Consider the following 12,790-nt stretch of genomic DNA (forward strand, 5'->3'; position numbering starts at 1 on the left):
GTTAATATAATTATGAAATTTTTACTATTATACATGATTTATTTTTTAGAGGCATACAATAAAATAAAATAGCCAAATATAGTTGATAAAAGAGAACCAGAAAGAACACCAATTTTTACACCATCCATATACTGATTATTTTCAACAAATGCTAAATTTCCAACAAACAAACTCATAGTAAAACCAATACCAGTTAATATTGAAACACCATATAAACTTAACCAGTCAGACTTATCGGGCATTTGTGCTGCTCCTAATTTTACTGCAAGATATGATATAACCATCACACCAACTTGCTTACCAACAAATAGTCCTAAAAGTATACCCAATGGAACAGGGGCCAACAAACTAGAAAATGATAATCCTGTTAAATTAACACCAGCATTTGCAAAAGCAAATATTGGCATAATGATGAAGGCTACATAAGGGCTTATTGCGTGCTCAAGTTTAATTAATAAAGAAAAGTCTTTTTCTTTAACTCTATGAGGTATCGTTGATGCAAGTAAAACACCTGCTATAGTCGCATGAATACCAGACTTGTAAGTAAAAAACCACATAAAGGATCCAATTATCAAATAAGGAATGAATTTCTTAATTCCAAACTTATTTAATGTTAGTAACGAAATATAAGAAATCAAAATTAAACTTAAATAACTTATACTTAGATCTCCTGAATAGAAAAAAGCAATAATTAATATAGCACCAAGATCATCAATAATTGCCAAAGCAGTTAAAAAAATCTTTAATGAAATTGGAACTCTTGATCCTAATAAAGATAATATACCTAAAGAGAAAGCAATATCTGTCGCTGAGGGTATAGCCCAACCATTTAATGTTTCTGAATTACCAAGATTTATTGAAACATAAACTAGTGCAGGAATTACCATTCCTCCAACAGCACCTATGATTGGAAGTAGTGCTTTTTTTAGATTAGAAAGCTCACCTTGTATAAATTCTCTTTTAATCTCTAAAGTAACAAAAAAGAAAAAAACAGCCATCAATAAGTCGTTAATCCAATGATGAACAGAAAGTTTTAAGCCAAAATTGTTTACACCAATAAACAAATATTGTTCAAGAGTGCTAAAATATAATTCACTTAGATTTGAATTACTTATTACAAGAGCAATTATTGCAGCGATCAATAAAACTAATCCACTTGCTGCCTCCAATTGAAAAAACCATTTAAAGGGTTTTGATAAGGTTTTGATCATAAATTAAAATAAATCTTGAATAAATAGACCTATATCCCTAAAGGTTTCATACAAATTATAAAGTAAAAGTTCAGTATTTGGGACAATTTTTCCTAAAGGTTTTTTAAAAGTATCTATAATAATAATAAAAGCAGCAAAAGATATTATTGAGACAACTAATATATTTAATATTCTATAATTTTTTTTATTAGGCAAGGGTTCAATAATTTTTTCCTCTTTAACATTTTTTATTTCTTCATTTGAGGATTTTTCAGAAGAATTAGCATGATCCTCTTTTGGAGATATAGTCTCTTCTTTTTTATTATCTTGAATTTTAGGTATAGCTACTTCTTGAGGCGTCTCTTCTTTTTTATTATCTTGAATTTTAGGTATAGCTACTTCTTGAGGCGTCTCTATTTTTTTTTTTAAAAAACCATGTATTGTTACAAGCACTACACTGTAACAGACGACCTTCTTCTGGAATTAGATTTGCGTCTAAATCAAACTTTTTATGACAATTGTTACATTGAACGATCATATAGTCTGTATATATGATTCTTGTGAAAAAGCCTTATTTTTGATGTTCTTTATTCTTTGAAATTATGAATATCTAATGTATTAGTACCTCAATCGGGGCGTAGCGCAGCCTGGTAGCGCATCTGGTTTGGGACCAGAGGGTCGCAGGTTCAAATCCTGCCGCCCCGACCATTTTATGAAAAAAGCAATAATTTATATTCCAACAAAAAACTCAATGCAGTCTGGACTTGGTAAATCTTATAAATGGCTTATTAGATTTGAAACAAATGACTCGGGATTAAATCCTTTAATGGGATGGGAATCTAGTTCAGATACATTATCGGAATTAAATTTAGAATTTTCTACAAAAGAGTTAGCCATTGAGTATGCAAAAAAAAATAAAATAGATTTTGAAATAATCGAACCTCAAAAAAGAAAAACTGTTAAAAAGTCTTATGCAGATAATTTCCTGAAATAAAAAAATGTTTAAATTTTTTACTCAAAGAAAATGGCAACTATGGTCGTGGGTTGGATCTATTGTTATTCTTTTATCTCTTTGGATACAGGTTCAAATTGATGTAAAAATTAATGAATGGTTTGGTCAATTTTATGACATGATACAAAAAGCATTGGCAGCACCAAATTCAATCACTATAGAGGAATATTGGGCTAGCTTATTATCATTTATAACACTTGCAGGCATTTATGTGGCCCTTGCTACTATTGTTGCTTTTTTCACAGCACACTATTTATTTCGTTGGAGAACTGCAATGGTTGAATGGTATCATGGCGTATATGATAAAGCTCGAACTATAGAGGGTGCTTCACAAAGAGTTCAAGAAGATACAATTAAGTTTTCAAGAATTATGGAGGGTTTGGGTACAAGTCTTATAGAGGCAATAATGATGATTATTGAATTTACGCCAATTTTATTTGGACTGAGTATTGGTATACCCATATTGTTTTTTGGTGACTGGAATTATGGTTTAATAGTGGGGGCTTTTATTTGGACAATAGGCGGAACTTTATTTTTGATCGTATTAGGTATTATTTTAAGACTTGTAGGAGTTGAATATGATTTACAAAAACAAGAGGCGGCATATAGAAAATTATTGGTAATTGCTGAAGATGATATGACTATAAGACCAAAAAATATTAACGAATTATTTGATGATGTAAGAAAAATTCATTATTTGTCATATTTAAGATATCTATATTTTAACCTTGGTAGGATAGCTTATTTACAAGCAAATGTATTATCCGCTTATGTTTTTTTAGCACCAGCCATTGTTGCGGGATTGGTTACACTTGGTGTAATGCAACAGATTATTAGAGCATTTGGCAGAGTAGAGGGATCAATGCAGTATATATTTAAATCCTGGCCAACAATCATTGAGCTTGCTAGTGTTTATAAACGTTTGAGAGAATTTGAGTCTAAAATTAATTCATCAAAAACATTTGAAGAAAAAATTTAATGTCATTAGACAAAAAGTATATTGAACACTTTGTAAATGTTTCATCTAAAGCAGCATTGGCTTCATCTTATTTAGTTGGAAAAAAGGATAAAGTTGCAGCTGATCAAGCTGCAGTGGATGCTATGAGAATTGAGCTTAATAAAATAGACATGAATGGTACTATTGTTATTGGTGAAGGAGCTTTAGATGATGCACCACTTTTATATACAGGTGAAAAACTAGGAAATAAAAAAGGACCCGAACTTGATATTGCAGTTGATCCACTCGAAGGAACAAATTTTGCCGCAAATAATCTACCAGGTGCGATCTCTGTAATAGCAGTTTCAGAAAAGGGAAATCTTTTTAATGCGCCAGAAACATATATGGATAAAATTGCTACAGGTAAAATAGAAAAAGGTCTAGTTGATCTTGATTTTTCAATAAAGAAAAATATTTCAAATTTAGCAGAATTTTTAAATAAAGAAATTTCATCTATTACAGCCTGCGTATTGGATAGGCCAAGACATAAAAAAATTATTGAAGAGTTAAAACAGCTTAATGTTAAAATTAAGCTTATTACTGATGGAGATGTTTTGGGTGCTTTATATGTTTCAAATCCCAAATATAATGTGGATATATTTTTAGGTGTTGGTGGTGGTCCAGAAGGTGTTTTGGCAGCTTCTGCTCTTGATGCTTTTAATTGTCATTTTCAAGGAAGATTTATTTTTGATAATGATAAAGATATTAATGAAGCAAAAATAATGGGTATTAAAGATTTAGATAAAAAATATGAATTAAAGGAAATTGTTAAGGGAGATTCGATTTTCTGTGCAACAGGAATAACTTCAAGCGAGGTATTATCAGGTATTCATATAAAAGGTAATAGGTATAATTCAGAAACTCTAGTTACACATAAAAATACTAATTTTAGGGAAATCTTAAAAAGATCAAATATACTTGAAGAATGATTTCAGTTTCGGGTAAAAACTGGGAAGAAATAAAAATTAATCAAAATTTAGTAAACAAGTTAAAGCAAGATTATGGTTTTAATGATATTTTATCCAGATTAATTATTTCAAGAAAATTTAATGAAGAAGAGATTGCCTCAATAAATAACAATCTCAATCTTAATAATGTTTTTCTTAATACAGATGATTTTAAAAGATCAGTTCATCTAGTTTTAGAGTCTATAAATAAAAAAGAAAAAATATGTATTTTAGGTGACTATGATGTGGATGGGTCTGCAGCAACATCATTATTTGTAAAATTTCTTGATGATATAAAACACCCATATTTCTATTATATACCTGACAGAGAAAAAGATGGCTACGGTGCAACTAAAAAACTTTTTCAAAAATTAATATTAAGAAATCCCAAATTAGTTATCATGGTTGACTGTGGCTCAACATCTAATGAGGCTATTGATTTTTTAAATGAAAAAAAAATAAAGTCTCTAATAATTGATCACCATGAAATTAATAAACCGTTTCCTGATGCTAACTCAATTATAAATCCAAAAAAAAATAATGGTTATAATGAATATGATTATTTATGTGCAACAACACTTACTTATTTTTTCTTAGATCTATTAATTAAGGAAATCAAGTGTAACATTATAATTAAAGATTATTTAATTTATGTTTTATTAGCAACGGTATGTGATGTAATGCCTATAAGAAAACTCAATAGATTGATTGCAATAAATGTGCTTAATAATTTTGATATTGAAAAAAATCTTACAATTAAAACATTATTTGAATTAAATAATAAGAAAAACAAAATTAGTATTAATGATCTTGGCTATTTAATTGGACCAATTTTAAATGCTGGTGGAAGATTGGGCAAATCTGAATATGCTACAGAAGTACTATCATCAACTAATGATAAAATCATAAATGATAAGTGTAATGATTTAATAAAATTGAATGAAAAAAGAAAACAAATTGAAAATTTAATATTAAATGAGATTAATTTTAAAAAAATTGAAGAAAATAATAAAGATGTAATTATCTACTATAGTCCAAATATTAACGAGGGTTTAATTGGAATTATTGCAGCAAGATTGAAGGATTTTTTTAACAAACCAGCTATTGTTATAACTTCATCAAATAATTTGTTAAAAGGATCTGCAAGATCAGTTTATAATTACAATATTGGACGTGTTATTAAGAATTTGTTTGATGAAGATATCATTATTGGAGGAGGGGGTCATAATATGGCCGCTGGATTTACTTTGAAAAAAGAAAATCTTAAAATATTTTGTGAATATATATCGGATGATTTTTTAAAAACTATAAATTTGAGAAATAATACTTTTTATTATGATTCAGAAATTTCATCTCATTCATTAAGGCAAGAATTTTATGAAAACTTAAAAAGATTGGAACCTTTTGGAACTGGAAACATGTTACCGACATTTTTAATAAAAGATTTAAAAATACTAAAATCAAAAATATTGAATAACAGCCATATATCAATGATATTAAAATCAAAAACAGGATTTTCTATAAAATCCATATCCTTTAATACTATTAATGCAAAGATGGCGGATTACTTAATAGGGTATAAAAAAAATATTAATGTTATAGGGCAAATTAGTGAAAACATATGGAATAATAAAAAAAATCTGCAATTAACTATTAGAGACATCATACTATAGTTTATAGCGCTTGATAAATAATGACTTTTAAAATAAAAGATCACAACGTGGTCCCTTCGTCTATCGGTTAGGACAGCTGGTTTTCATCCTGCAAAGGGGGGTTCGATTCCCCCAGGGACCGCCATAAATATGAAATATTCTGTATACATGATTTTATCTAAAATCAACAACAGACACGTTTCTTATGTTGGATACACTAATAATATACAAAAACGTCTTCTTTTACATAACACTTCAAAAGGAGCTAAATTTACCAGAGGTAAAACATGGAAACTTATATATTCAAAAACTTATTATGATAAAAGTGAAGCTATGAGAGAAGAATTTAAATTAAAAAAAAATTATCTAAAAAGAAATATTTTAAAAACAAAATTTTTAAATAAAAATGAAATTAATTAAAACCAAATTTGCTAGTGGACCTAAAATTTTAAAAACTAAAATTTTCAAAGATAGAAGGGGTTTTTTAAAAGAAACTTTTCAACATAAGATAATAAAGAATAAATTTCCTTTTGATATTATGTCTTTTTCTAAAAAGAATGTTTTAAGAGGTTTACATTTACAGTTAGTTAATTCACAAGCAAAGCTAATTACTGTTGCAAACGGAAAAATTTTTGATGTTGCGGTAGATTTGAGAAAAAATTCTAAAACATTTGGTAAACATATGTCAATTATAATATCTCATAACGATGATTTTTCTTTTTATATACCGGAAGGTTTTGCTCATGGTTTTGTTTGTTTAAGCAAAACATGTACTGTTAATTATAAATGTTCAAATTATAGACATTCTAAATCAGAAAGAACAATTTCTTGGAATGACAAAAATTTAAAGATTAAGTGGCCGATTAAAAAACCAATTTTATCTGATAAAGATAAAAATGCTCCAAGTTTAAGTGAATTTAAAAAAAAATATTTTTAAAACTAAATGAAAATTTCTATTTTACTACCTTATAAAGAAAACTTTTCACCCACTTATCCCGGTGCAGTCTCATTATTTGTAAAAGCCACAAATAAAGTTAGTAGATTCAAAAAGAACATTACTGTTTATGGATCAACTAATCATAAAATGAAACTATCATCTAATTATACCAATATTCATCTAAAGAAAAAATTCTTAACAAGTCAATCTAAAGACTATGTTCAAAAATTTTTTGATATTATTAAAGATAATCCTTCTGATATTATAGAAGTACATAACAGACCAATATATGTAAATAAATTAATTGAATTAAAATGTAATATTGTCTTATACTTTCACAATGATCCTATTAGTATGGTTGGATCAAAAACAGTAAAAGAAAGATTAAATTTACTTAATATTTGTTCAAAGATTATTTTCAACAGTGAGTGGTCAAAAAAACAATACCTAAAAGATTTGAAAAGTTTTTTTCATAAATCAAAAAAACTAGAAGTAATACATCAATCTATATCAAAGAAGAAAATTAATATTTTAAAAAAAGATAAATTAATATCTTTTGTGGGTAAATTAAATCGTGCTAAAGGGTATGATATTTTTGGTGAAGCTATTGTTAAGATATTAAATAAATATCCTGACTGGAAATCCGTTGTAATAGGTGATGAGCCAAGAGAAAAATTACTATATAAACATAAAAACTTAAAAAATTTAGGATTTCAAAGCCATAGTACCGTTTTAAATAATTTTGACAAAACTAGTATTGCCGTTGCTTGTTCAAGGTGGGAAGAACCTTTTGGAAGGACAAGCTTAGAAGCAGCTAGTAGAGGATGCGCTGTAATTATATCTAATAGAGGAGGCTTACCAGAAACCATTACTAATGGTATAATTTTAAGAAATTTAAATTCTAATTCATTATTTTTTGAAATTGAAAAATTAATAAAAAATAAATCAAAACTTTATTATCTTCAAAAACAATCATCAAAAAATTTTTATCTAACGGATAATTATATTTCTCATAAAATTGATAAATATCGCAATGATTTAATTTCATCGTTAAAATTAAACATAATTAAATCATCTAATTTAAATAAAATTAAAATCTTACATGTTACAAATTTTAATGAAAGACATAATGGAAGATTATTTTACAATACTGGAAAGAGGTTAAATAATGGTTTGATAAGGCTTAATCATAGCGTTCTTGAATTTAGTGATCGTGATATTGTAAGTTATTATAGAAATTTAAATGATCTTGATGGATCAAAAAAACTTAATAATAAATTGATAGAAGTTATTTCTAATTATGTCCCTGATATAATTATTCTTGGTCATGCAGATTTGATTAAAGTTGAAACATTAAAATATATTAAAAAAAACTACCCTAATATTAAAATGGCTCAATGGTTCTTAGATAGAATGGATAGTCATTGGATAAAAAATAAAAAAAGATTTTTAGACAAAATTCATATTATGGATGCTAGTTTTTGTACCACCGATCCAAAAGCTCTTAAATTAGATGCAAAACATAATGTTTTTTATTTACCTAACCCAGTCGATACATCTTTTGAAACTTTAAAAAATTATCAAAATAAAAATTTTAATAATGATGTTTTTTTTGCAATGAGCCATGGTGTTCATAGAGGTATATTAAAAAAAGGTAAATTTGATGAAAGAGAAAATATCATTAATAGATTAATCAAATTAACACCCGATTTAAGGTTTGATATTTATGGAATGAATGGAAATCAACCAATTTGGGCAGACAATTATATGAGTGCTATTTCTCAGTCAAAAATTGGTCTTAATTTAAGTCAAGGCAAAGCAACAAAGTACTATAGTAGTGATAGATTTTCACAATTAATAGGTAATGGTTTATTGGTTATGATTGATGAAAAAACTAAAATGAATGATTTTTTTAATAAAAATGAAATTGTTTTATATAAAAATATCTCTGATTTATCTGAAAAATTAATTAAATATAGTTTTGACAATAAATTGAGGTCCTCTATTGCAAAAAAAGGTAGAGATAAATATTTTAAATATTTTAACTCAACAACAGTTGCGGACTTTATAATTAGTAAAACATTCAATATTAATAAAAAATTTTTTTGGGAAAAAATTAATTAGTGTTTTCAATAATCATACCCACATTTAATAACATAAAATACTTAAAATTATGTATTGAAAGTATTAGAAAAAATTCAATATTTATACATGAGATAATTCCACATATTAATGAAGGCGCTGATGGTACAGAAGAATATTTAATAAGTGAAAATATTAAATATACAATTACCAAATATAATGCTGGTATTTGTGAGGGCGTTAATACTGCAGCAAAAAAAGCAACTACAAATTATATATTGTACGCACATGATGACTTTTATTTTTTACCCAGATGGGATGAGGTTTTATTAAAAGAGATTAAAAAAATACCACATAATAAATTTTATTTATCAGGAATTATGATGAATAATGGTCCTTTAAAATTAGACTGTGGAAATAATTTGAATGATTTTAATGAAAAAAAATTATTAGAAAATTATAATAAAGTTAATCATTTCAATTTTCAAGGCTCTACATGGGCTCCACACTTAATTCACAAAGATTTATGGAATAAAGTTGGAGGATTTAGCGAAGAATATTTCCCAGGTACAGGATCAGATCCAGATCTAAATATGAAGCTATGGAATGAGGGTGTGAGAATTTTTAAAGGTATAAATAATTGTAAAGTTTATCATTTTGGATCAATAGTAACTCGTAAATACAAGAATCACCCTACGATAAAGACTGAATCAGGCAGTAGGGGAGGTAAAATTTTTTTATTGAAATGGGGTATGTCAATTAAATTTTTTAAACACTTTTATCTTAAATCAGATCAAATTTACAATGGACCACTTTCAAATCCAAAAAAAAATTTCCCTTTTTTATATAATTTGTTTATAGATAAGGTTTATTGTTCTTATTTAAAACTATTTTTTAAATCAAATATTTAATTATGAAAATTTATTATGGTAAGGCTGTTTATGATAAAAAAGAAATAAATGCTGCTATAAAAGTTTTAAAAAATAAGTCTTTAACTTTAATTGATGGTCCTTCAGTAAAAGAGTTAGAATATAAAATTTCAAAACTTTTTGGAAAAAAATATGGACTAATGGTTAATTCAGGATCTTCTGCTAACTTATTAGCTCTATCATCATTTAATTTTAAAAAAGGTTCTGAAATAATCACACCAACATTAACTTTTTCTACAACCGTGGCTCCGATCTACCAACTTGGTCTAATACCTCATTTTATAGATGTTGAAAAATCTTCATTTTTATCTCGCGTAGATCAAATTGAAAGATGTATAAATAATAAAACTGCTGCAATAATGATTCCTAATTTATTAGGCAATGTTCCAAACTGGAAAAAAATTTATAATATTGCTAAAAAATATAATTTAAAAGTAATTGAAGACTCTGCTGATACTATTGGTTACACATACAATAACAATAATTTGGGAAAATATTCTGATGCTAGTACAAATAGCATGTACGCTTCACACATAATAACTGGGGCAGGTTTTGGGGGTATCGTTTGCTTTAATGACAAAAAATTATACGAAAATGCAAAACTTCTAAGAGGTTGGGGTAGATCTTCGGCAGTTTTCAATGAGTCTGAGGGTATTTATGAAAGATTTAATAAAAAAGTTGATGGGATTCCTTATGATGGAAAATATATTTTTTCCAAAATGGGTTATAATTTTCTCCCATCTGAAATTTCTGCTGCTTTTGCATTAGAGCAATTAAAAAAACTAAAGAAAAATATTAATTCTAGATGCAAAAATTTTGAAATGATTAATAATTTTTTTAAAAAATTTGAGTCTTTATTTATTTTACCAACACAATTCAAAGGTTTAAAAACTGGATGGTTGGCCTATCCACTTATTATAAGAGATGAAAAAAAAATCAAAAGAACTGAAATTCAGATTTTTTTAGAAAAGAGTAACATTCAAACAAGGACAATCTTTACAGGAAATATTTTAAGACAACCAATTATGAAATCGATGATATATAAAAAAACTTTAAATTCACACGTCAACAGCGACAATATAATGAAAAATGGCTTACTTATTGGTTGCCATCATGGGTTAACACAAAATGATATCGACTATATGTTAGCTAAATTTACTTTATTTTTAAAAAGAAAAAGATTAATTTAATTATAGCCTTTTATTTGACCCCAGTCCTTTTAGTGAATGGATAAAACCATCTAATCTATTTTTGTATTTTTCTTTTTTTTTTGGATCTTTTTTTAAAGTATACAAATTTATTCTATAAAAAATTCTTATTATTGTTGGTATAAATAAAATTATAGCAATTATTTTACCATAATGTTTATTATAAAAATAAAATTTAGACCATACAAAATGCCAAGAATAAAGATTTTCTAATCTATCAATTTCTTCTTTATTATTTGCATTTACAACTCCTGAATCGGCTCCTCTTGTATGATAAACTTTTGCTTCATTAATTTGAAAGATTTTGTAACCTTTTTTTTTTGCTCTTTTTGCAAAATCTGTTTCTTCAAAATACAAAAAAATATTTTCATCAAATCCTCCAATGTCATCAAAAGTAGTGGCATCAAATAACATTGCTGAACCACTAATACTGTCTATATGATCAATTTTTTTATAAATATCAGATTGTTTATGACTTTTTTGTGTCACTCCTAAAAATCTTGGTCCTAATGCTCCAAATTTTTCTGTAAGTTTTATTTTATCTAAAAAAATATCTATAAATATATCATCAGGTTTTTTTATATCAGGACTAAATACAAAAAAAAAATTTGTTTTAACAAATTTTCTTGCAAAATTTATTGCTGCTCCATACCCTTTATTTTCCATAAATTTTATTTCGACATTATTAAGCAATTTAATTTTATCTTTTAAATTTTGATCATTTGAATTATCAATTATTAAGAATTTTATTTTTTCTGAAAAATTTTTTATGAATTGAATTACTAATTCTTCACTATTGTGACTTATTAATACAATCGTTATTTCATTTTTGTTAATCAATTTTATATCTTCAATTTATTTAAAGGATTATTTTTAAATAAATTTGCCTCCTTAATATATCTTCTCACCATTTCGGGTGATTTATGACCTGTCATTGCCATTATACTTCTCTCTTCTGCTCCCGCGTCGGCTGCTGATGTAGCAAAACCCGATCTTAAACTGTGCCCAGAATAATTTTTACTATTTATACCTGCTAATGTAAGATATTTTTTTATTAGAAGGGCTACAGTTTGGTCGGTTAATCTATTATTTGATAAGTTGAAACTTTTTGAAAATCTTCTAAATAAAGGACCTGAATTAATATTTGAAATATTAATCCACTTTTTGAGCGATATTACTGGACAATATTGTGTATTATTAAAGTAGGGTAGTGCTTTCACTGAACCTTCGCCAAACTGATCTGTTTTTGATTTTTTTAGGTTAATTTTAAGCCCTTCTGATACAAAATCTAAGTCTTGATAATCTAATGAGACTATTTCATTTCTTCTAAATCCACCTGAAAATCCAATTAATATAATTGATCTATCTCTAGATTTTTTGATTTCATTTCCCAGCTCTTCGTCAATAACATTAATTACCTTTATTAAATCATTGATTAATATAGGTTTTTTACCTCTTTGAACGCTTCCTTTCCTTCTTTTAATTCCCATTACATTTTCTAAGATTATTGGGTGCTTTGTATCTAAATAATGCCCTTTTAACTTATGAATTATCCCAATTGATACTAATCTTCTTTTCAATGTACTCATTTTAAAGTCTTTAGTAGATAAATGTGTTAAATATAATGAAACAATTTTTGCTTCAGACGGTAAAGATTTAAATCCGTTCTGTGCACAAAATAAACTAAAATCATTAAAATCAGACTTATAAGCACGTACAGTGTTGTTGGCTTTAGAGTTTTTTAGGTTTAATAAAGTTTCTTCTTGTAAAGCTTTTATGTCAGTTATTAAATTATTCATAATTAGTATTGATAACCATTAATTATCGTTAGTAATA

General features: G+C 26.7%; 14 protein-coding genes and 2 tRNA genes. 11 read left to right on the forward strand and 5 right to left on the reverse strand.

What is annotated here, in order from left to right; translation table 11 throughout:
- Nucleotides 1–38: 38 nt before the first annotated feature.
- The 3 genes from nhaA to AC5SL8_RS02920 are packed head-to-tail and all read right to left on the reverse strand — an operon-like array spanning nt 39 to nt 1,728.
- Complete coding sequence (nhaA, locus tag AC5SL8_RS02910) at nt 39–1,211, reverse strand: Na+/H+ antiporter NhaA (RefSeq protein WP_494580706.1); 1,173 nt, start codon at nt 1,209–1,211, stop codon at nt 39–41.
- Between the two features lie 3 nt (nt 1,212–1,214).
- A complete protein-coding gene (locus tag AC5SL8_RS02915) occupies nt 1,215–1,643 on the reverse strand; it encodes a hypothetical protein (RefSeq protein WP_494580707.1) in 429 nt (142 codons plus the stop codon).
- Nucleotides 1,576–1,728: a zinc-ribbon domain-containing protein gene (locus tag AC5SL8_RS02920; RefSeq protein WP_494580708.1), complete on the reverse strand. Its 153-nt coding sequence runs from the start codon at nt 1,726–1,728 to the stop codon at nt 1,576–1,578. The genes AC5SL8_RS02915 and AC5SL8_RS02920 overlap by 68 nt, the downstream gene beginning before the upstream one ends.
- A 93-nt stretch (nt 1,729–1,821) precedes the next feature.
- Here AC5SL8_RS02920 and AC5SL8_RS02925 point away from each other — a divergent pair.
- The 11 genes from AC5SL8_RS02925 (at nt 1,822) to AC5SL8_RS02975 (ending at nt 10,936) form a co-directional block, all read left to right on the forward strand.
- A tRNA-Pro gene (locus tag AC5SL8_RS02925) sits at nt 1,822–1,898 on the forward strand.
- Between the two features lie 4 nt (nt 1,899–1,902).
- Entirely contained in the window at nt 1,903–2,184 is a 282-nt protein-coding gene (locus AC5SL8_RS02930; protein WP_494580709.1) for an ETC complex I subunit, read from the forward strand.
- Between the two features lie 4 nt (nt 2,185–2,188).
- On the forward strand, nt 2,189–3,181 hold the full coding sequence (locus AC5SL8_RS02935) for a putative transporter (RefSeq protein ID WP_494580710.1): 993 nt from the start codon (nt 2,189–2,191) through the stop codon (nt 3,179–3,181).
- The gene (gene glpX / locus AC5SL8_RS02940; protein WP_494580711.1) at nt 3,181–4,128 is read left to right on the forward strand and encodes a class II fructose-bisphosphatase; all 948 of its coding nucleotides are present in this window, start codon (nt 3,181–3,183) and stop codon (nt 4,126–4,128) included. The genes AC5SL8_RS02935 and glpX overlap by 1 nt, the downstream gene beginning before the upstream one ends.
- A complete protein-coding gene (gene recJ / locus AC5SL8_RS02945) occupies nt 4,125–5,819 on the forward strand; it encodes a single-stranded-DNA-specific exonuclease RecJ (RefSeq protein ID WP_494580712.1) in 1,695 nt (564 codons plus the stop codon). Before glpX ends, recJ begins: the two co-directional genes overlap by 4 nt.
- A gap of 49 nt (nt 5,820–5,868) precedes the next feature.
- Nucleotides 5,869–5,943, forward strand: a tRNA-Glu gene (locus AC5SL8_RS02950).
- Between the two features lie 5 nt (nt 5,944–5,948).
- Entirely contained in the window at nt 5,949–6,218 is a 270-nt protein-coding gene (locus tag AC5SL8_RS02955; RefSeq protein ID WP_494580713.1) for a GIY-YIG nuclease family protein, read from the forward strand.
- On the forward strand, nt 6,205–6,735 hold the full coding sequence (gene rfbC / locus AC5SL8_RS02960; protein WP_494580714.1) for a dTDP-4-dehydrorhamnose 3,5-epimerase: 531 nt from the start codon (nt 6,205–6,207) through the stop codon (nt 6,733–6,735). Before AC5SL8_RS02955 ends, rfbC begins: the two co-directional genes overlap by 14 nt.
- A gap of 6 nt (nt 6,736–6,741) precedes the next feature.
- Nucleotides 6,742–8,859: a glycosyltransferase gene (locus AC5SL8_RS02965; RefSeq protein WP_494580715.1), complete on the forward strand. Its 2,118-nt coding sequence runs from the start codon at nt 6,742–6,744 to the stop codon at nt 8,857–8,859.
- On the forward strand, nt 8,859–9,728 hold the full coding sequence (locus AC5SL8_RS02970) for a glycosyltransferase family 2 protein (protein WP_494580716.1): 870 nt from the start codon (nt 8,859–8,861) through the stop codon (nt 9,726–9,728). Before AC5SL8_RS02965 ends, AC5SL8_RS02970 begins: the two co-directional genes overlap by 1 nt.
- A 2-nt stretch (nt 9,729–9,730) precedes the next feature.
- The gene (locus AC5SL8_RS02975; protein WP_494580717.1) at nt 9,731–10,936 is read left to right on the forward strand and encodes a DegT/DnrJ/EryC1/StrS family aminotransferase; all 1,206 of its coding nucleotides are present in this window, start codon (nt 9,731–9,733) and stop codon (nt 10,934–10,936) included.
- On the opposite strand, the gene AC5SL8_RS02980 is transcribed toward AC5SL8_RS02975, so the two are convergent.
- Nucleotides 10,937–11,794, reverse strand: coding sequence for a glycosyltransferase family 2 protein (locus AC5SL8_RS02980; protein WP_494580718.1), 858 nt, complete (start codon nt 11,792–11,794; stop codon nt 10,937–10,939).
- Between the two features lie 2 nt (nt 11,795–11,796).
- Nucleotides 11,797–12,753 carry a site-specific integrase gene (locus AC5SL8_RS02985; RefSeq protein WP_494580719.1) on the reverse strand — a complete coding sequence of 319 codons (957 nt, stop codon included), beginning with the start codon at nt 12,751–12,753 and terminating at the stop codon, nt 11,797–11,799.
- Nucleotides 12,754–12,790: the final 37 nt, after the last annotated feature.

The organism is Candidatus Pelagibacter sp. PS_41, from assembly GCF_059417725.1.